General features: G+C 63.4%; 21 protein-coding genes. 7 read left to right on the top strand and 14 right to left on the bottom strand.

What is annotated here, in order from left to right; all coding sequences use genetic code 11:
* The first annotated feature begins 43 nt into the window (after positions 1-43).
* A complete protein-coding gene (locus H3H51_RS16325; protein WP_183090121.1) occupies positions 44-1381 on the top strand; it encodes a DEAD/DEAH box helicase in 1338 nt (445 codons plus the stop codon).
* Between the two features lie 47 nt (positions 1382-1428).
* Here the strand turns inward: H3H51_RS16325 and H3H51_RS16320 are convergent, their stop codons facing one another.
* Positions 1429-2406: a zinc-dependent alcohol dehydrogenase family protein gene (locus H3H51_RS16320; protein WP_183090120.1), complete on the bottom strand. Its 978-nt coding sequence runs from the start codon at positions 2404-2406 to the stop codon at positions 1429-1431.
* Between the two features lie 143 nt (positions 2407-2549).
* Here H3H51_RS16320 and H3H51_RS16315 point away from each other — a divergent pair, with 143 nt between their 5' ends.
* Complete coding sequence (locus tag H3H51_RS16315; protein WP_183090119.1) at positions 2550-3275, top strand: substrate-binding periplasmic protein; 726 nt, start codon at positions 2550-2552, stop codon at positions 3273-3275.
* 25 nt (positions 3276-3300) lie between these two features.
* Here H3H51_RS16315 and H3H51_RS16310 read toward each other — a convergent pair whose 3' ends face one another.
* The gene (locus H3H51_RS16310) at positions 3301-4023 is read right to left on the bottom strand and encodes an rRNA pseudouridine synthase (protein ID WP_183090118.1); all 723 of its coding nucleotides are present in this window, start codon (positions 4021-4023) and stop codon (positions 3301-3303) included.
* A gap of 126 nt (positions 4024-4149) precedes the next feature.
* Positions 4150-4677 carry an RrF2 family transcriptional regulator gene (locus tag H3H51_RS16305; RefSeq protein WP_183090117.1) on the bottom strand — a complete coding sequence of 176 codons (528 nt, stop codon included), beginning with the start codon at positions 4675-4677 and terminating at the stop codon, positions 4150-4152.
* A gap of 331 nt (positions 4678-5008) precedes the next feature.
* On the opposite strand from H3H51_RS16305, the gene H3H51_RS16300 reads away from it, so the two are divergent.
* Positions 5009-6211 (top strand): NAD(P)/FAD-dependent oxidoreductase, encoded by a 1203-nt coding sequence (locus tag H3H51_RS16300; RefSeq protein ID WP_183090116.1) that lies wholly within the window; start codon positions 5009-5011, stop codon positions 6209-6211.
* Positions 6212-6278: 67 nt separating this feature from the next.
* Here H3H51_RS16300 and H3H51_RS16295 read toward each other — a convergent pair whose 3' ends face one another.
* Positions 6279-8483: an LTA synthase family protein gene (locus H3H51_RS16295; protein ID WP_183090115.1), complete on the bottom strand. Its 2205-nt coding sequence runs from the start codon at positions 8481-8483 to the stop codon at positions 6279-6281.
* 198 nt (positions 8484-8681) lie between these two features.
* Between H3H51_RS16295 and H3H51_RS16290 the strand changes: the two genes are divergently transcribed.
* The 3 genes from H3H51_RS16290 to H3H51_RS16280 all read left to right on the top strand — a co-directional run bounded on the left by H3H51_RS16290 (position 8682) and on the right by H3H51_RS16280 (position 10705).
* Complete coding sequence (locus H3H51_RS16290) at positions 8682-9515, top strand: CvfB family protein (RefSeq protein WP_183090114.1); 834 nt, start codon at positions 8682-8684, stop codon at positions 9513-9515.
* A 68-nt stretch (positions 9516-9583) separates the two neighbouring features.
* Entirely contained in the window at positions 9584-9778 is a 195-nt protein-coding gene (locus H3H51_RS16285; protein ID WP_183090113.1) for a hypothetical protein, read from the top strand.
* Positions 9779-9871: 93 nt separating this feature from the next.
* Positions 9872-10705 carry an alpha/beta fold hydrolase gene (locus H3H51_RS16280; protein ID WP_183090112.1) on the top strand — a complete coding sequence of 278 codons (834 nt, stop codon included), beginning with the start codon at positions 9872-9874 and terminating at the stop codon, positions 10703-10705.
* A 25-nt stretch (positions 10706-10730) separates the two neighbouring features.
* Here the strand turns inward: H3H51_RS16280 and H3H51_RS16275 are convergent, their stop codons facing one another.
* The 5 genes from H3H51_RS16275 to H3H51_RS16255 all read right to left on the bottom strand — a co-directional run bounded on the left by H3H51_RS16275 (position 10731) and on the right by H3H51_RS16255 (position 14981).
* Complete coding sequence (locus tag H3H51_RS16275; RefSeq protein WP_183090111.1) at positions 10731-11105, bottom strand: MAPEG family protein; 375 nt, start codon at positions 11103-11105, stop codon at positions 10731-10733.
* A gap of 119 nt (positions 11106-11224) precedes the next feature.
* The gene (locus H3H51_RS16270) at positions 11225-12016 is read right to left on the bottom strand and encodes an ABC transporter ATP-binding protein (RefSeq protein WP_183090110.1); all 792 of its coding nucleotides are present in this window, start codon (positions 12014-12016) and stop codon (positions 11225-11227) included.
* A gap of 101 nt (positions 12017-12117) precedes the next feature.
* Positions 12118-12975: a nitrate ABC transporter permease gene (ntrB, locus tag H3H51_RS16265; RefSeq protein WP_183090109.1), complete on the bottom strand. Its 858-nt coding sequence runs from the start codon at positions 12973-12975 to the stop codon at positions 12118-12120.
* Between the two features lie 14 nt (positions 12976-12989).
* Positions 12990-14273, bottom strand: coding sequence for a CmpA/NrtA family ABC transporter substrate-binding protein (locus tag H3H51_RS16260; RefSeq protein WP_183090108.1), 1284 nt, complete (start codon positions 14271-14273; stop codon positions 12990-12992).
* Between the two features lie 381 nt (positions 14274-14654).
* Positions 14655-14981: a transcriptional regulator gene (locus H3H51_RS16255; RefSeq protein ID WP_183090107.1), complete on the bottom strand. Its 327-nt coding sequence runs from the start codon at positions 14979-14981 to the stop codon at positions 14655-14657.
* Positions 14982-15136: 155 nt separating this feature from the next.
* On the opposite strand from H3H51_RS16255, the gene H3H51_RS16250 reads away from it, so the two are divergent.
* Positions 15137-15532, top strand: a complete 396-nt coding sequence (locus tag H3H51_RS16250) for a hypothetical protein (RefSeq protein WP_183090106.1) — start codon at positions 15137-15139, stop codon at positions 15530-15532.
* A gap of 69 nt (positions 15533-15601) precedes the next feature.
* Here the strand turns inward: H3H51_RS16250 and alaC are convergent, their stop codons facing one another.
* The 5 genes from alaC to H3H51_RS16225 form a co-directional block, all read right to left on the bottom strand.
* Positions 15602-16840 (bottom strand): alanine transaminase, encoded by a 1239-nt coding sequence (gene alaC / locus H3H51_RS16245; RefSeq protein WP_183090105.1) that lies wholly within the window; start codon positions 16838-16840, stop codon positions 15602-15604.
* A gap of 139 nt (positions 16841-16979) precedes the next feature.
* Positions 16980-17558: an ANTAR domain-containing response regulator gene (locus tag H3H51_RS16240; protein ID WP_183090104.1), complete on the bottom strand. Its 579-nt coding sequence runs from the start codon at positions 17556-17558 to the stop codon at positions 16980-16982.
* 12 nt (positions 17559-17570) lie between these two features.
* Positions 17571-18785 (bottom strand): CmpA/NrtA family ABC transporter substrate-binding protein, encoded by a 1215-nt coding sequence (locus H3H51_RS16235; protein WP_183090103.1) that lies wholly within the window; start codon positions 18783-18785, stop codon positions 17571-17573.
* 200 nt (positions 18786-18985) lie between these two features.
* Complete coding sequence (locus tag H3H51_RS16230; protein WP_183090102.1) at positions 18986-19198, bottom strand: YgdI/YgdR family lipoprotein; 213 nt, start codon at positions 19196-19198, stop codon at positions 18986-18988.
* Positions 19199-19329: 131 nt separating this feature from the next.
* Positions 19330-19539 carry a YgdI/YgdR family lipoprotein gene (locus tag H3H51_RS16225; RefSeq protein WP_183090101.1) on the bottom strand — a complete coding sequence of 70 codons (210 nt, stop codon included), beginning with the start codon at positions 19537-19539 and terminating at the stop codon, positions 19330-19332.
* Positions 19540-19548 lie beyond the last annotated feature (9 nt).

Genomic DNA, 19548 nt, shown 5'->3' with positions numbered 1-19548 from the left:
TAACCTATGCAGCTGTTTTGCTGATTTTTGTCGAGGTATGCCCGTGTTCGCCCAATTCGCCCTGCATGAACGCCTGCTCAAGGCCGTAGCCGAGCTCAATTTCACCGAGCCGACTCCGGTGCAGCAAGCGGCGATTCCGCCGGCCCTGGAAGGGCGCGACCTGCGGGTGACGGCGCAGACCGGCAGTGGCAAGACCGCGGCCTTCGTGCTGCCGCTGCTCAACCGCCTGATGGGCGACGCCCTGCCGCGCGTGACCATCCGTGCGCTGATCCTGCTGCCGACCCGCGAGCTGGCGCAGCAGACGCTCAAGGAAGTCGAGCGCTTCTCGCAGTTCACCTTCATCAAGTCGGGGATGATCACCGGCGGCGAGGACTTCAAGGTGCAGTCCGCCATGCTGCGCAGGGTGCCGGACATTCTCATCGGTACGCCGGGTCGCCTGATCGAACACCTCAACGCGGGTACCCTCAAGCTCAACGACGTGGAAGTGCTGATTCTCGACGAAGCCGACCGCATGCTCGACATGGGTTTCTCCGAGGACGTGCAGCGCCTGAGCAAGGAATGCGTCAATCGGCAGCAGACCATGTTGTTCTCCGCCACCAGCGGCGGCAACGGCCTGCGCGAGATGGTCGCCGGCGTGCTGCGTGACCCGGTGCACCTCAAGCTCAACAGCGTCAGCGAGCTGAACGAAGGTACTCGCCAGCAGATCATCACGGCCGACCACAACTACCACAAGGAACAGCTGGTCGACTGGCTACTGGCCAACGAGACGTACCAGAAGGCGATCATCTTCACCAACACCCGCGTCCAGGCCGACCGCCTGTGGGGCAAGCTGGTGGCGGCCGAGCACAAGGTGTACGTGCTGCACGGCGAGAAGGACCAGAAGGATCGCAAGCTGGCCATCGACCGCATCAAGCAGGGTGGGGCCAAGGTGCTGGTTGCCACCGACGTGGCGGCGCGTGGCCTGGATGTCGACGGCATGGACCTGGTGATCAACTTCGACATGCCGCGCTCCGGCGATGACTACGTGCACCGCATCGGTCGTACCGGCCGTGCGGGCGCCGAAGGCCTGGCCATCTCGCTGATCACCCACAGCGATTGGAGCCTGATGTCGAGCATTGAGCGCTACCTCAAGCAGCGTTTCGAGCGGCGCAACATCAAGGACCTGAAAGGCATCTATCAGGGGCCGAAGAACCTCAAGGCGTCTGGCAAGGCTGTCGGGCCGAAGAAGAAAAAGGTCGACAAGAAAGACGCCAAGAAAACCGGCGCCAAGGCCGCCGCACCGAAGCGCAAGCCGAGTGCCCGGCCGAATAACGCCCCGTCCGCGGTGGTCAGCCAGGACGGTCTGGCGCCACTCAAGCGCAAGAAGCCGGCAGCGGAATAAGAAAAGGGGGCCAGATGGCCCCCTTTTTTATTGCCGGATCAGAATCCTCAAGGAACCAGCAGGATCTTGCCGCCGCGCTCGCCGCTGGCGGCGGCCGCGATGGCTTCCTTGATCTGGCTGACGTTGTAGGTCGCGGCAATGCGCGCCTTGAGCTTGCCGGCGGCGATCAGCTGGGTCAGTTCGCCGAATACCTTGAACTGCTCGGCTGGCGTGGCTTTCTGGAACCACTTGGCCAGCCAGAAACCGCGCAGGGTCACGTCGCGGAAGACGAAGGACGAGGCCGAAACCTGGCACGGCTCGCCGCTCATCAGGCCGTAGTTGACCAGGGTTCCACCTTCGCTGAGGGAAGCGGCCAGGTGGTCGGTGGCCTTGCCGCCGATCGCGTCGATGCCCAGCATGACCTTGGCGCCGCCGGTCGCTTCGCGGACCTGCTTGTGCAGATCGGGACCGTCCACCAGCACCACATCACCGCCTTCGGCCTTGACCTCGGCGACTGCCGATTCGCGGCGCACCACGTTGATGGTCTTGAAGCCGCGCAGCTTGGCCAGCTGGATCAGGTAGCTGCCAACGCCGGAGTTGGCGGCGTTCTGGATCACCCAGTCACCGGGTTGCAGGTCGACGAACTGGCTGAGCAGCAGGGAGGCGGTCGGCGGGTTGATGGTCATCATCGCCAGTTGCTGCGGGTCGGCATCCGGCAGCGGGATCAGTTTGTCGGCCGGGGCGTGCAGGTGGGTTACCCAGGTACCACTGCCCACCGGCAGAAGCACGGTCTGGCCGACCTTGAGGTTGCTGACGCCTTCACCGAGCGCTTCGACGCGGCCCACGCCCTCGTTGCCGCCGATCGCCGGCAGCGGCGGCAGCATGCCGTATTCGCCGGTCAGGGTAAGAACGTCGGACGGGTTGATCGGCGCGGCCAGCACTTTGATCAGTGCCTTGCCAGCCGGCAGGGGCGGCAGGGTCAGTTCGACCGCTTCGATAACGTCTTGCGGCACCTTGCCACGGTGTTGATATTCGGCTTTGAGCATGGGAGTTCTCCGGTGGGCCACTAGGCAGTAGGGCGCAGAGTCTAGCCGCTTGCCGCGGGCTATGGCGGTATCGGCCGCCATACGCCTGGGTGATGGTGCTCCGGTCGGCCTATGCTTGTGGCGGTCGGCACAGGGAGATCGGCATGTGGTCACGGGTTTGGCTCGGGTTGTCGTTGCTGCTGGCGCTGGACGCGGCGGCAGAGACGCTGCGCATCGGTTTTGGCACCGACAAGCCGCCCTATGTGTTCGAGAACGAGGCGCGTGGGCTGGAGTACGACATCGTCGCCGCTGCCGCGCGACGCGCCGGTTTTACCCTGGAAGTGCACTACGCGCCGATGGAGCGCTTGCACCTGGCGCTGCGCCGTGGCGATCTGGACTGTATTGCCACCACGGCAGCACGCAGCGGCGTCGAGGCCTATTACTCGGCGACCTATATCCAGTACCACAACGCGGTGGCGGCGCTGTCGTCCCGGAATTATCGGATCACCAGCGTCGCTGATCTGGGGGGGTACTCGATCAGTGCCTTCCAGCGTGCCCGGCTGTTACTGGGGCCGGCGTTCGAGGCCATGGCCGAGGGCAACCCGCGTTATCGCGAGGAGGCGCTGCAGATCAACCGCAATCGCCTGCTCTACAGCGGTCGCACGGATGTGGTAGTGGGCGACCCGCGCATCCTGCGCTACTTCAATGCGCAGGTGGCTGAACAGGTCGACACCCGCCAGGCGCTGACCTGGTACTTCATCTTCGAGCCAACGCCCTACAGTGTCGGCTTCCAGAGTGAGGCGCAGCGCGATCGCTTTGATCAGGGCCTGGCGGCGATTCGCGCCAGTGGCGAGTACCTGGAGATTGAGCGGCGCTACACGGACTATTGAGAGGTCCCGTCAGCGCCGGTACCGATCAGAATTTCTCGTTGGCGCCCAGGTAGCGCCATTGCCCGGCCGGCAGCTTGGCCATGCCGGTGCGGCCGATACGCAGGCGGCGGATGCTCGCGACCTGCAGGCCGACACTTTCGCACATGAAGCGCAGCTGGCCCGGTTGGACGTTCTTGATGGCGAAACGCAGGCGGGTTTCGCTCTGCCAACTGACCTTGCACGGCGACAGCGTCACGCCCTTGTAGCTGAGGCCGAAGGCCAGGCGCTTGAGGCCGTTGCTGGCCAGCTCGCCACTGACTTCCACCACGTATTCGTGTTCCAACTGGTCGGCATCGTCCTTGAGCAGGCGGATCACCGAGCGGTTCTGGCTGAACACCAGCAGGCCGCTGGCGTCGGTTTCCAGCGGGGTTAGCATGTCCAGGCGGGTGAAGTGACGCTGCAACGGGCGGATGCCGCTGGGGTCGTTTTCCATCTGGTTGGCCAGGGTCAGCAGCTGCAACACGGAGTTGGCGCCCATGCCGCAGCCGAGGCCAGCCGGCTTGTGCAGGATCAGCGTGACCGGCGGCAGGGTTTCCGCCACGGCGCCCGGCAGCAGGGCGATCTGCTCGTTGTGCACCTTGAATTGCGGCTCTTCCACCACACGCCCGTCGACCGTTACCCAGCCGTTCTCGATATACAGCTCGGCCTCGCGCCGCGAGCAGGGTAGCTGTTGGGTCAGGCGTTTGGACAGGCGCTCGGGTTCGCTCATGGTGGGCAGTCACAGAAGGGAAAGAGTGCTGATTGTAACCGGCCCGGAGCCCTTGCCGGGATCGGGCTGCAACAAAGGGCTGACGGCGCTGTGTTGCCCGCGAGCTCTTTCGGCTGCACCCGAAGCTTATGAGGCTGCCGAGCTGCCCTTGCCTTCGCGCTGCTCATCCCACCAGCGCAGTACCTGCTCGCCAAACTCCGGCGGGGCCTTGCGACCGAAGCCGCGCACCAGATCCAGCACGGTTTGCTGGGCCAGGGCCTCTTCCATGCGCTTTTGCGCGGTGAGCATCACGGTATGAATGCCGCAGGTTCCGCTCATGGCCCAGTCGGGAGGCGAGCCATCGAAAACGGCGCAGCGGCTGCGAATGTTGCGGCATTCGAAAATGGATTTGGCGCCGTCGATGGCTCGCACGATATCCAGCACGGAAATCTCGTTGGATGGCCTGGCCAGCTTGAACCCACCGCGTACGCCGGGCGTGGCAACCACCAGGTTGGCTTTGGCCAGGCGCGTGAAGATCTTGGCCAGCAACTCCTGCGGTACGCCCTGCATCTCGGCCAGTTCACGCACGCTGGCATCGCGGGTGTCGCCCTTGTCGTCCGCCAGCCACAGCATGCAGTGAATGCCGTATTCAACCCCTGCGCTGTATAAAGCCATAGTTAACTCCGACTCAATTAGTCGTACTATTTTGCCGATCATCGCCTGTTACTGCAAGTCGGTGCGGAAATTTTTCGGCCAGTTGTAGAGGGAATTTGCAGGTCGTGAAGCGGCTCCAGGCTGTGATAAATCGCCATTCATAGTGATTTTCAGGCGATGGCTATGGGCTGTTGGCCGATCAGTGGTCAGGGAAATCTCGGGAAAATACTTGCTCGCTTAAACTCCGACTAATATAGTCGTCGTTACGAGTTGCCTAGCCGGAGCAAGCAAAAGGCGATCGATGTACTCGTTTTTTAGCGAATTTTTCCTCCCCACCTAGAGAGACAAGAACATGAAACAGCGCATTCTGATCGTCGGTGCAGGCTTTGCGGGCATGTGGAGCGCCCTGAGCGCGGCCCGCCTGCTGGACCAGCACAATCACAACGAAACCGAGATCACCGTACTGGCGCCACAAGCCGAGCTGCGCATTCGCCCGCGCTTCTACGAGCCCAACGTGCACAACATGGCGGCACCACTGGGCGAGCTGTTCGATGCAGTCGGCGTTACCTTCATCAAGGGCAGTGCTGAAGAGATCGACGTGGCCGCCAAGCAGGTTGCCTACCGCGACGCCAATGGTGTCCTGGCCTCCCTGGCTTATGACCGTCTGGTACTGGCCAGCGGCAGCAAGGTCTGGCGGCCGAATCTGCCTGGCCTGGAGCACGCCTTCGATGTTGACCAGATCGAGGAAGCCGTGCGCCTGGAGCAGCACATCAATGACCTGCGCAAACTGCCGGCCTCGCCGGCGCGCAACACCTTGGTAGTTGCCGGTGGTGGCTTCACTGGTATCGAAACTGCGACGGAAATGCCGGCCCGCCTGCGCGCGGCCCTGGGTGCCGACGCCGATGTGCGGGTAATCGTGGTCGACCGTGGCAGCAAGATCGGCGGTGCAATGGGCGATGGCCCACAGCAGCTGGTTGCCGAAGCTTCGGCGGAGCTGGGTGTCGAATGGCGTCTGAACAGTGGTGTGGCCTCGGTGGATGCCGACGGCGTGACCCTGGCCGATGGCCAGCGCATCGAGGCGAAAACCGTGGTGTGGACTGTCGGGGTGCGCGCCAGCTCGCTGGCCGAGCAGGTGCCCGGTGAGCGTGACGGCCAGGGTCGCCTGCATGTCGATCGTAACCTCAAGGTGCTTGGCCAGGCAGATGTATTCGCCACCGGCGATGTGGCCTACGCCCAGGTCGATGACATCGGCAACTACGCACTGATGACCTGCCAGCACGCGATTGCCCTGGGTCGTTCGGCCGGCAATAACGTGGCCGCCAGCCTGCTGGGCGTCGAGCCGATCCCGTACAGCCAGGTCAAGTACGTTACTTGCCTGGATCTGGGCGCCTGGGGCGCGGTGTTCACCGAAGGCTGGCAGCGCGAAGTGAAGTTTGTGCGCGACGAAGGCAAGCGGATCAAAACCGAAATCAACAGTATCTGGATCTACCCACCCAAGGCTGATAGGGCCGAAGCGCTGGCAGCGGCCGATCCGTTGATTCCCGTGGTGGCTTAACCCACTGCAGATAAGAAAGCCCCCGCCAGGTTTGCCCGGCGGGGGCTTTTTAGTTGAGGTCGATGCCTCAGTGGTGCAGGGACTGGATGGCGCCGGTCTCGCCACCCTCATCGGCCACCAGCTCATCGGTGACCGGCTCGGTAATCACGCTGAAGTCGCTGATGCGGATGGCGCCGTGGCCTTCACCCAGCAGGTGAAAGGAGAACGCCTTGCGCGTCTTCGGGTTGTCGAAGTCGAAGCTCAGGGTCACCGACTTGCCGCGCTCCAGCTGCGGCAGGTCGGGGATGTCGAGCGCCACGTCGCGGTCGAACTCCTTGGTTTTCAGGCGCAGGCTGGCACCTTTGCGATCCAGGCCGGTGCCTTCGATCTTCAGGGTCACGCGGGTGCGAGTGCCCTGGGGCATTTCCAGGTACTGGGCGCCGATCAGGTTGTCGGCCCAGTCGTCGCGGGATTCGGCTTTGAGCTTGATCCGCTCGCGGCTGGCGAACTGGTAGTGCTGGCCGACCTGGCCGCCGGTCAGCGACTGGTCGAGCAGGGCCGAGCGCTGGCTGAACAGGCGCGCCTGGCGCCCGCCGATGCGGCCCAGGTAACGGGCGCTGTCGGCGATGAAGCCGCTGCTGTCGTAGCGCCGGCAGATCTGCTGGAAGTTGCACTCGGTGAAGGTCTTGCCGTCATGGTGACGCAGCAGGCCGTTGGTGTAGGACATGATTTCGCGCGGGGTGGCGTAGTCGCGGAACAGCGAGCGCCCGGAGATATTTTCCGGTACCGGCAGGGCGAAGTAGTCGAGCACCGAGGCGGTCAGGTCGACATGGCCATAAACCCCGTTCTTGACCTTGGGCAGTGCCTGCTGGTCAGGCGCCAGGACTAGGTTGAAACCCCAGGCCGAGGCCAGGCGCACGTTGTCCAGGCCGTGGGATTCGTCGGAGGTGACGATCACCAGGGTGTCCTTGAGCACACCCTGTTTCTCCAGGCCGTCGAGGAAGTCGGCGACGGCGTCGTCCAGGTAGCCAATGGCGGCCTGCTTGGCGGTCGGGTAGCGGCTCAGGTATTGCTGGGGCGCGGAGTAGGGCTGGTGGGTGCCGACGGTGAGCAGGGTGAGCATCCAGGGCTGTTTCTTCTGACGCAGCTGGCCGACGTACTTCAATGCGCCTTCGAAGTAGGACTTGTCGTCCATGCCCCAGGGGAATTCCAGGTACGGCTTGTTCTTGAACCATTCGCGACCGTGGGTCTGCTGGAAACCCATGTGCGGCATGATCTGGTCCTTGGCCATGAAGCGCAGCCCGGCGCCCTGCAGGAAGTGTGTGCTGAAGCCCTGGAAGCGCAGTTGCGATGGCAGGCACTGCAGGTTGCGGGTGTGGTTGTTGAGCAGCTCCACGCCCTTGGGCGTGCCTGAGTCGAGTTTGCTGTAGTCGCCGCACAGCATGGCGTACAGGCCGCGAATGGTCTGGTGGCTGTGCAGCACGTAGTCCGGGGTGGTCATGCTGCGCTCGGCCCACTGGCTCAGGCGCGGCATCAGGTCTTCCTGGTAGCTGCTGTGCAGGAGCTGGCGGTTGCGGCCGATATAGGCGCCGGGAATGCCTTCCAGGGTGACGATCAGGACGTTGCGCGCCTTGCCGGCGCCATTGATCAGCGGCTGACCGCTGAGGTCGAGTTGGGCCAGGTCGGCAATATCCGGCGGGGTGGCGCTGTCATCGCCGTAATACCAGTCTTCCAGGTGCACGGTGGCATTGTTGACGTTCTCCGCCAGCAACTTGTGCGGCAGGTTGAACAGCTTCCACTGGTCGGCTTCGCTGGGCTCGTAGTACTGGGTGGCGGCATGTCCGACCAGCAGCACAAGGGGCAGGGCGTAGCTACCGCGCGGCAGTGCCGGCCAGCGCTTGCGGCCGCTCAGCAGGCAGGCCAGTAGCGCTGCACCGAGGGCCAGGGCCAGCCACGGATAGCGGATGCCGGCGCCCTGGGTGGAGTGGCTGACAAACTGCGGATCGCTCAGGTATTTGAGGTCGCTGGGTTCGGGCATGCGGCCCACGGCGTTGACCAGTTCGGCACTGCCCAGCAGCATCAGGCTCCAGGCCAGCATCAGCGGGATGGCCAGCAGCGGGCGGCGGTAGCACAGCAACAGCAGCAGGCTGCCGATGGCGATATCGGAGACATAGCCGGAGAGGTCCGACCAGCCCAGCCAGTAGCGACTGGCGACAGGCAACAGCAGGAACAGCGCGCCGAGGGAGGCGAGCGACGCGGCAGGGTACGGCAGCCAGCGGCTAAGAACGCGCACAGGAGCTCCTGAGATAGGGCAGCGAGAATCCGTGTAACTAAGACAAATGAGGCGCGTCGAAAGTTGCGCCTGGCCATGATTCTGAAACATGCCCGTGCTATATGCCAGCGGCGCGATGCACTTCCCGTCGCCCTCCTGATGCAGCGCATCGGCCTGTGGCGGGGTAGAATGCCGACCTTGCAGATTAAGGTGGTGAACATGGCTCTGATCGGGCGCTACAACTCTCTTCAGGTGGTCAAGCAGACCGACTTCGGCCTCTATCTGGACGGTGGCGCCGATGGCGAGATCCTCCTGCCCAACCGCTATGTGCCGAAGAACGAGCCGAGCGAGATTGGCGACTGGCTGAACGTGTTCGTCTACCTCGACAGCGACGACCGGGTGATCGCCACCACCGAGAAGCCCAAGGTGCAGGTCGGCGGTTTCGCCAGCCTCAAGGTGATCGAGATCAACCGCGTCGGTCTGTTCCTCGACTGGGGCCTGAGCAAGGACCTGCTGCTGCCGCACTCGGAAGAGAAGCGCCCGCTGCAGGTTGGCGACTACTGCGTGGTCCACGTTTACCTCGATCGCAGCAAGCGCATCACCGCCACCGCGCGGCTGGATCGCTACCTGGACACCACGCCGCCGCCCTACAAGGTTGGCGATGAGGTCAGCCTGCTGGTGGTGGAGAAGACCGACCTGGGCTTCAAGGCCATCATCAATGGCAAGCACTGGGGCCTGATCCACAAGAACGAGGTGTTCAAGTTCCTGCGTGGCGGCATGCAGGAGAGCGGTTTCATCAAGGAACTGCGTGACGACGGCAAGATCAGCCTCAGCCTGCAACCGGTCGGTCGCGAGGCGGCAGGCGGCCTGGCTGAACAGATCCTCGCCCGCCTGCGCGAGCAGGGCGGCAGCCTGGCGATGAGCGACAAGAGCGCTCCGGAAGTGATCACCCAGGCCTTCGGCGTGAGCAAGGGCAACTTCAAGAAGGCCATCGGTGGCCTCTACAAGCAGGGCCTGATCCGCATCCTCGATGAGCGCATCGAGCTGATCTGAGCGCCGACACCTGGCTGTCATCTGACGATCCTAAGCTCGGGCTCCTGACCTTTTCTGGGGGCTTGGCCATGGAAATCAGCATCAACGCCGATCGTGAAGTCGGCTGCACCGTTCGTCTCGGTTCCTGTGCGGTACCGTTTCGCTGCGAAACCACTGCCGGGCAGTTCGTCGAGCGCTTGCGTCAGCGCCTGGCCGCCGCCCGTGCGGTGCAGATGCCGCCGGTAACCGATGCCGCGTCACCGGCTGACGAGCGGGTTGGCTAGTGCACTGCAGCGGGTGGTGATGCCACTGGAGTTTCTAGAGTCATTGCTCTAGATTCGCGGCACAGTCGTTCGCCGTTTCCAGGAGAAGGCATCATGGTTGATGTCCTGCAGTTCGCCGATGGCAAGTTTCACTGTCCCGTCACCCTCTATCCCGCTCGGGGCGCACGTTACACCCTGATCGTGCTGCCGGCTCTGGGCGTCAGCGCGCGCCACTACGGGATGCTGGCGCAGGTCCTGGTCGGGGCTGGCTACAACGTGCTCACCACCGACTGGCCAGGGCAGAGCGAGAGCCTTCCGCGGCCTAGTTGGACCTTCAACTATGGCTACCGGCAACTGGTGGAAGAGTTTCTACCCAAGCTGCTGAGCCTGGCCGAACGGCACTTCGGCGACACCCAGCCGGTGCTGCTGGGTCACAGCCTCGGCGGGCATATCGCCACGCTGTACGCGGCGGCCAATCCGGCCAGTCGCGTGCGGGTCGTGGGAGTGGCCTGCGGCAATATCCATTACCGCCACTGGAGCGGCCTGGGCAAGTTGCTGACGCCGAGTGTGGCGATCCTTTGCAACCTGCTGGCCAGCGTCCTCGGCTACCTGCCGGGGCGGCGCATCGGTTTCGGTGGCCACGAGGCGCGGCGGCTGATGCGCGACTGGGGGCGCGTGGCGTTCAGTGGCAATTACCGGCACCTGGGCCTGGCACTGGCGCCAGCGCCGAGCAACCGCGTGAACTCGCTGTTCATCCAGATCGAAAATGACAACTTCGCCCCGTTGGCATCGACCCGTGGCCTGGCTGAATTGATCCAGAGCGAGCCGCACATCGAGCAACTGCCATCCCCCCGGCCGCCCCACGAAAACCCGCACAGCGCCTGGTTGAAGGCGCCGCAGGGCGTGGTGGCCTGTCTCAAGAACTGGCTGGGACCGCTGCCGGCATAGTGATGCGGCCCCAGCCGGGCGTCATTCAGTGCGGGATCAGCAGAAGCACTGTGACGATCAGCAGCACCAGCATGGTCAGGGCGTGGCTGGCCTGGCGCAGCAGGAGCAGGCGGGCGAACAGCCCCGCGCAGTAGAGCAGTCGCAACATGATGAAGGCGAAGCCGAGGGCGGCAGTTAGCGCCGGGCTGATCTGCCCGCTGATTTCGCCGAGATAGAGCAGGACGATGAACAGCACCGACTGTTCCAGGCTGTTGCCGTGGGCGCGAACCGCTTTGGTCAAATCGGCGTGGCCACCATCGCCGAAGGCGACCTGGTGACGCATGCGCAGGCGCGAGATGTTCAGTGACAGAGCAATTAGCAGCAGGGACAGGAGCGCGGCGATATAGAGGCTGTAGGGCATGGCGATGTCTCTTGTTGTCGTTGTTCGGCGAGCCTAGGGCCTGCATCGGCCGGCGGGAAGAGGGCAGATGTAAAAAGCCCGGCACGGGGCCGGGCAGAGGAACCGGGCAGGCCGGGAAACTAGGCGGCGGGGCGTTGCTGGCGCTGGTAGAGGAACTCCAGCACCGCCGTGCGGTAGGCGTGGTAATGGCTGTCGTTGGCCAGGGCCAGACGGTTGCGCGGGCGCGGCAGCTCGACCGTGACGATATCGCCGATGGTCGCCGCCGGGCCGTTGGTCATCATCACGATGCGATCGGACAGCAACACCGCCTCGTCGACATCGTGGGTGACCATCACCACCGTGCTGTGGGTCTCGCCGACGATGCGCAGCAGCTCGTCCTGCAGGTGGGCGCGGGTCAGGGCATCCAGCGCGCCGAACGGCTCGTCCATCAGCAGCACCTTGGGCTCCATGGCCAGGGCGCGGGCAATGCCGACGCGCTGTTTCATGCCGCCGGAGATCTCGCTGGGGTGCTTGTGTGCGGCATGGTCGAGGCCGACCATGTGCAGTGCGGCGGCGGTACGCTCCTTGAGCTGAGCCTTGTTTTCCTTGCCGGAAAAGACCTTTTCCACTGCCAGGTAGACGTTGCCGAAGCAGGTCATCCAGGGCAGCAGGCTGTGGTTCTGGAACACCACGGCGCGCTCCGGGCCGGGGCCGTCGATCTCGCGGCCGTTGCAGATCAACCCGCCTGCGCTGGCCTCCAGCAGGCCGGCGATCAGGTTGAGCACGGTGGATTTGCCGCAGCCGGAGTGGCCGATCAGCGAGACGAACTCGCCCTTGGCGATGCTCAGGTTGACGTCACTAAGCGCCTGGAAGCGGCCTTTCTTGGTATCGAAGTGTTTGCTGACGTTGGTCAGCTCGACGAACTTGTCCATGGCGAACTCTCCTGTCTGGTGTAAGAGCCAACTTGTTGGCAATCATTGGCTACTCGCTGTCGTGATGGATCGCCAGCAAGCGGGCTCCTACAGAAAAATGCTCAGTTGGCGTAGTCGAAGCGCTTGGCCAGCAGGAGCAGGGCTTGCTCCAGGGCCAGACCGACCAGGCCGACGATGATGATGGCGATGAGGATGTGTTCGACGTTGAGGTTGTTCCACTCGTCCCACACCCAGAAACCCAGGCCGGTGCCGCCGGTGAGCATTTCCGCGGCGACGATCACCAGCCAGGCCACACCGATGGCCAGGCGGATGCCGGTCATCAGGTGCGGTAGCACGGCGGGGAAGAGGATGCGGGTGAGCACCTTGAACTCCGACAGTTTGAGCACGCGCGCCACGTTGAGGTAGTCCTGCGGCACGCTGGCGACGCCGGCGGCGGTGTTGAGGATGATCGGCCAGATCGAGCTGATGAATATCACCCAGATCGACGCCGGGCCGGCGGCCTCGAACACCAGCAGGCCGATCGGCAGCCAGGCCAGCGGCGAAACCGGACGCAGCAGACTGATGATCGGCGAGAGCATGTTGGCGAGGAAGGCGAAGCGGCCGATGGCGAAGCCCAGCGGAATACCGATCAGCGCCGCCAGGCCGAAGCCCAGACCGACCCGGCCAAGGGAATGCAGGATGTTCCAACCGATGCCCATGTCGTTCGGGCCGTTGTCGTAGAACGGATCGGCAAACAGCTCCAGCGCCGAATACCAGGTCGACAAGGGGCCTGGCAGGCCTTCGCTGCGCGCGGCGATCAGGGCCCAGACGCCGATGAACAGGGCAATGCCCAGCAGCGGTGGAATGACGGCCTTGATCAGGTTGGTGAGGGCCTCCGCGCCAGGCAAGGCCCGGCGCGGAGTTGCGTTGGCGGCAATCGGGGTGGCCAGCGTCAGGGGTGTTTTCACGGGAGCGTTCATGCGGACCTCCGAACTCAGGCTTTGATCGCGAAGGAGTTGGCGTAGGCGGCCGGGTTGGAGCCGTCCCACACCTTGCCGTCGATCAGGGTGCTGGAGCGCATCACGCTGCTCGGCACGCTCAGCCCAAGGGCGCTGGCGGCTTCGCTGTAGAGCTTGGTCTGGTTGACCTGCGCGGCCACGGCGGCGTAGTCCGGGTCGTCCTTGAGCAGGCCCCAGCGCTTGAACTGAGTGAGGAACCACATGCCGTCGGAGTGGTAGGGGAAGTTCACGCTGCCGTCCTTGCAGAAGGCCATCGGGTGCTTGTCCTGCCAGCTGTTGCCCAGGCCGTCCTCGTAGTTGCCGAGGAAGCGCTGTTCGATCACTTCGGTCGGCGCGTTGACGTAGGCCTTGCCGGAGATGAGCTTGGCGGTGGCCTTCTTGTTCGCCTCGCTGGCGTCGATGAAGCGGCTGGCATCGAGCAGCGCCATGACCAGGGCGCGCGCGGTGTTGGGGTTCTGCTCGACGAACTCACGGGAGCAGCCGAGGACTTTCTCCGGGTGGTCGGCCCAGATCTGCTGCGTGGTGGTGGCGGTGAAGCCGATCTTGTCGAACACCGCACGGGCGCCCCAGGGCTCGCCAACGCAGAAGCCGTCCATGTTGCCGACACGCATGTTGGCGACCATCTGCGGTGGCGGCACGGTGATGGTTTTCACATCGGTGAACGGGTTGATGCCGTAGTTGGCCAGCCAGTAGTACAGCCACATGGCGTGGGTGCCGGTGGGGAAGGTCTGGGCGAAGGTCAGCGGGTTGCCGCCTTTCTTGATGTGCGCGGCCAGTTGCTCGCCGGTGGTGACGCCGGCTTCCTTGAGCTGCTTGGACAGGGTGATGGCCTGGCCATTCTGGTTCAGGCCCATGAGCACGGCCATGTTCTTCTGCGGCCCGGCCAGGCCCAGCTGCGAGCCGTACATCATGCTGTACAGCACGTGGGAGGCATCCAGTTCGCCGGTGTTGAGCTTGTCGCGCACACCGGCCCAGGAGGCTTCCTTGCTCGGGTTGATGGTCAGGCCGTACTTGGCGGCGAAGCCCTGGGTGGCGGCGACCACTACCGAGGCGCAGTCGGTCAGCGGGATGAAGCCGATATTCAGCACGGCCTTCTCCGGCGCGTCGGAGCCGGCGGCATAGGCCGCACTGCGCAGGAAGCTCGGCGCAGACAAACCGAGTGCGGCGACCCCGCCAACGGTGCCGGCGACGGCGATGGAATGCTTGAGGAAATTGCGGCGGCTGTTGTTAACCGGGTCTTTGGAATCACGATCACTCATGGGGTAATCCTTTTCATGGGCAAACAAAAACGGCGTACGCCAGAGCGACCCGATGAGAAAGGGTGCTCTGGCGGACGCCGTTGTCCGTGATCCGCGGCCTACCGCCGTTGGTGTGCTGCGCAGGAATCTACGGGAGTGATTGCAAAGGCCTTGCCAGTTTTCTTTGGGCCGCTTTTGTCCGGCTTTCAGGCAGCCGCTGTCTGCGCCTCTTTGGGCGGAAATGATTGTTTCAAATCATCAGGTTAGTGAACTGGCCAAAAGGCCGGAGAGGGAGCCGGGTGCGTTTGGGGAATTGACCATCAGGGGTGTTGTTGCGCGCTTGTAGGGCTGCCTGGATGGGCGCTGGTGCGTCCGGGTGCGCTTTTAGTGTGCCGTCAGCGCTCAGCCTCTTTGCCGGGCTGGTGCATAAGCCTGGGTGGCGTCCACATAGTCCTTGAGTCCACGCAGCACCTGCACCGCTTCCCAACGTGCGGGATCGAACAGGGCATAGACCTGCCCCTGATAGCCGATCACATCCAGCTGCCGGTGATAGCCGCCCCGTTGCAGCAGGGCCTCGATTTCGGCAAAGCAGGTATTGAAATGTACGCGATTGAAGGGCGTCTTGCTGCCCGTCACCAGGCCTTCCAGCTGCAATTCTTCGACCGTGGCGCGGATGCTCTCCAGCGACATCTGGTTCACTTTGTTCTTCAACTGCAGTACGTCCAGCATCTCGGTGCTCCTGTTTTAGCCTGCTTGTCGTTGCGAAAAACGACGCTGCCAGAGTAAACGAAAAGTACTGTACAAATAAACAGCGCTGGATAATAGTACAGCTAACGCGCTGCCGATCGATCCTGCCGGACTTACCGAAAGAGGAGTCGTCCTATATGCACCATAAGCTGATGACAGTTCTGCTATTGGCCCTGCTGGCCGGTTGTGCCCAACCGCAGCTGGAACAACCCAAGGCCAATGGTGCCTACCTGGTTATCGAAGGGGCCGAGGCCTGGGCGGTGCTGGTATCGGACGGCAAGCGGGTCGAGGAACATGGCCGGGTGCTGGATGTCACGCACCTGCCGAGCCAGCATTCGAACATCGCCGCCAGCTATGTGATCGACACGCCCAACTGCGGCAAATTGCAGTGGCTGACCGAGCGCGAAAATGGTGCTGAAGGTGAGGAGGTGACCCGCCTGACGCGCAAGCACGACCAACAGTTGCGACAGCCGGGCTGTGTGATCGCCAGTGGCCTAAGTCGCACCTGGACGGCGCTGGATTACTCAGGCTGATGTGCCGCGGCCCTGGCGGATCGATGATCCGCCAGGGCCGCGTGGGTGTTGTCAGTCACTGGCGTGGAGTCAGACGCTGGGCGCCTTGCCGGCTTTCCCGGCTGGCGCCTGCAGCAGGCCATCGGCACGGAACATCGCCTTGATTCCGCGAATGGCCTGACGGGTGCGGTCCTGGTTTTCGATCAGGGCAAAGCGCACATGGTCATCGCCGTAGTCACCGAAGCCCAGCCCCGGCGACACGCAGACCTTGGCCTCGAGCAGCAGCTTCTTGGCAAACTCCAGCGAGCCGAGGTGGGCGTAGGGTTCGGGGATCTTGGCCCAGATATACATCGAGGCCTTGGGCTTCTCGACCATCCAGCCGGCTTCGTGCAGGCCTTTGACCAGCATGTTGCGGCGTTGGCGGTACTGCTCGGCAATATCGCGCACGCATTGCTGATCACCTTCCAGGGCCGCGATGGCCGCCACCTGCAGCGGGGTGAAGGTGCCGTAGTCGTGGTAACTCTTGATCCGCGCCAGGGCACTGACCAGTTCCGGGTTGCCGACCATGAAGCCGATACGCCAACCGGCCATGTTGTAGCTCTTGGACAGGGTGAAGAATTCCACGGCAATGTCCTTGGCGCCCGGCACCTGCATGATCGACGGGGCTTTCCAGCCGTCGTAGACGATGTCGGCATAGGCCAGGTCGTGGATCACCAGTACGTCGTACTGCTTGGCCAGGCTCACCACGCGCTCGAAGAAGTCCAGCTCCACGCACTGCGCGGTGGGGTTGGAGGGGAAGCCGAGGATCATCATCTTCGGCTTGGGAATCGACTCGCGGATCGCCCGTTCCAGCTCGGCGAAGAAGTCCACGCCGGGCACCAGCGGCACCGAACGCACCTGGGCGCCGGCAATCACCGCGCCGTAGATGTGGATCGGGTAGCTGGGGTTGGGCACCAGTACGGTGTCGCCGTGGTCCAGGGTGGCCAGCATCAAATGCGCGAGGCCTTCCTTGGAGCCGATGGTGACGATGGCTTCGCTTTCCGGGTCGATGTCGACCTCGTAGCGATCCTTGTACCAGCGCGAGATGGCACGGCGCAGACGCGGGATGCCGCGCGAGGTGGAGTAGCCGTGGGTGTCGTCGCGCTGGGCGACTTGCACCAGTTTCTCGACGATATGCGGCGGCGTGGCGCCATCGGGGTTGCCCATGCTGAAGTCGATGATGTCTTCGCCACGGCGGCGGGCGGCCATCTTCAGTTCGGCGGTGATGTTGAAAACGTAGGGGGGGAGACGATCGATGCGCGCAAAGCGGCGCTTGGCGTTGTCGGCCATGTTTACCTCGGGGTACGTAAGCGCCCGGAACCGTCCGAGCGACGTTGACTGCATGTGGCAGCCAGGCGAGGAAGATACGAGAGGGTTTGCCGGCCTGTCCAGCACAGTTGCTGCGTGGACAGGCGCAACAGTTGCCGGCTCAGTTCCCCAGCATGTCATGCATGGCGATGATCTGCTCGGCCACCTGGATCAGCTTCTGCTGGCGGCTCATGGCCTGGCGGCGCATCAGGGTGTAGGCGTCTTCTTCGTTGCAGCTCTTCATCTTCATCAGCAGGCCCTTGGCCAGCTCGATGCGCTTGCGCTCGGCGAGTTGCTCGTCGCGGGCCAGCAATTGCGCGCGCAGGGCCTGGTCGCTCTCGAAACGGGCCATGGCCACATCGAGAATCGGTTGCAGGCGCTGGGCATGGATGCCTTCGACAATGTAGGCGCTGACACCGGACTGGATCGCCTGGCGCATGACCGTCGGATCGTGCTCGTCGGTGAACATGACAATCGGTCGCGGCTGGTCACGGGTCACCAATACCACCTGTTCCATCACATCGCGGCCGGGTGATTCGGTATCGATCAGGATCACGTCGGGGCGTACGGCCTCGACGCGCTCGGGCAGGTCGATGGTCAGCCCGGATTCGTCGATGACCTCGAAACCCGCTTCGGTCAGCGCGCTTTTCAGGCGGCCGACTTTCTTTGGAGTGTCGTTGATCAGCAGGATTCGCAGCATGTCGGTATTCCGTTACAGAGCAATCGGGGCGGCATCGCTGCTGCGCGCGTGGATGGCAAAACTACTGGCGTAGCCGGCTGGGTCGCTGCCGTCCCAGACGCTGCCGTCGAGCAGGGTGGAGCGGCGCATCGGCGTGCTGGGTACGTTGATGCCCAGAGCGTCGGCGGCCTGCCCATAGATATCGAGCTGGTGAATCTGCCGGGCAACGGCCAGGTAGTCAGGGTCGTCCTTGAGCAGTCCCCAGCGGCGGAATTGGGTCATGAACCACATACCGTCGGATAGCCACGGCATGGTCACTTCGCCGTTGGCGAAGAAACGCAGGGGGTGGGCATCCAGCCAGGCATGGCCGATGCCGTCCTGATACTGGCCGAGGAAGCGTGGCTCGATGGCCGACAACGGAGCATCGACGTACTCGCTGCCGCTGATCAACTGGGCGGTGCTGCGCTTGTTCTCCTCGTTCTCGTCGATGAAGCGACTGGCTTCGAGTACGGCCATGGTCAGGGCACGTGCAGTGTTGGGGTATTGCTCGACGAATTCGCGGGTCACCCCGAGGACTTTCTCTGGATGGTCTGCCCAGATGGTCTGGCTGGTGGCCAGGGTGAAGCCCTGATCCTCCTCCACGGCCAGCGCGCCCCAGGGGCCGCCGGCGCAGAAACCATCGATGCGTGCGGCCTTGAGGTGGGCAACCATCTGCGATGGCGGCACCACTACGCTGTTGACGTCATCCAGCGGGTGGATGCCCTGTGCGGCCAGCCAGTAGTTCAGCCACATGGCGTGGGTGCCGGTGGGGAAGGTCTGGGCGAAGGTCAGTTTTGCACTGCTCTGGCGCACGCGGGCGACCAGTGCTTCGACGCTGGTCACGCCGGCGCGTTTGAGGGGGGCGGAGAGGTTGATGCCCTGGCCGTTCTGATTCAGGCCCATGAGGATGGCCATGTCGGTTTGCGGGCCGCTGAGGCCGAGGTGGATGCCGTAGACCTGGCCGTACAGGGATTGCGCGGCGTCCAGTTCACCGCTCAGCAGCTTGTCACGCAGGGTGGCCCAGGAGGCCTGGCGCTGCAGGTTGAGCGTCAGGCCATAGGGCTGGGCAAAGCCCTGGGTGGCGGCGACGATCAGCGAGGCGGAATCGGTCAGGGCCATGAAGCCCAGCTCCAACACGCTCTTTTCCGGTGCGTCGGAGCCTGCGACCCAGGCCAGGGTGTCGTTACGAGGGGTGTAGGGTGTGCTCATGTGCAAGGTTCCGCCGGTGAACAAAAAAGCGCCGCCCCAGTTACCACGCGAGGGGTAGCCAGGAACGACGCCATTGTCTATGAACTGGCTCCGCCGTTGGAGAGTTCTGCTAGCGATGACAAAGCAAGCGATATGCCAGGCTTTACGCCGAACAAAAGAAACCCCGCCGAAGCGGGGTTAGGGGTGGTGCTTATACAGTTTCAGCGTTCCAGCATCTGCTTGACGTTGGCTTGCGGAATCTGTTGAACACGGCCTTCGCTGTCTTCGAACTCCAGCATGCCGGTGTCTTCGTCCAGCTCCGGCTTGCCGTCGCTGGTGAGCATCTGCCCGTCGTTGGTGGTGATGATGTATTCACTCGCACAACCGCTAAGCAGAGCGGCGCAGCAGAGCACTGCGGGTAGCCACAACTTCATGGTGAAGCTCCATATGGTCATAGGGAAAAGCACCTGAAAGCTACCTGTATGCGCGTTGGCTGGCAATCCTCTGTAGTGATGACGTTAGGCTAAGGCGCCGCCGCAACCGGGCGATTGCAGGCAGCGTGTACTCAGCGTTCGATAATCTGCTTCACCATGTTCTGGGGGATCTGCTGATCATTGCCTTCGGCATCTTCGTACTGGATGAGACCGGTTTCTTCATCCAGTTCGGGTTTGTCTTCGGCGCTGAGCATCTGCCCATCGGTGGTGGCTATCAGGTAGTCGGTGGCGCAACCGGACAGGCCAATCACGCAAAGTCCCGCGATAATCCAGTGTTTCATGTCCATCTC

The organism is Aquipseudomonas ullengensis, from assembly GCF_014174475.1.
GTDB lineage: Bacteria > Pseudomonadota > Gammaproteobacteria > Pseudomonadales > Pseudomonadaceae > Aquipseudomonas > Aquipseudomonas ullengensis.
This window is presented reverse-complemented; position numbering and strand designations above follow the sequence as displayed.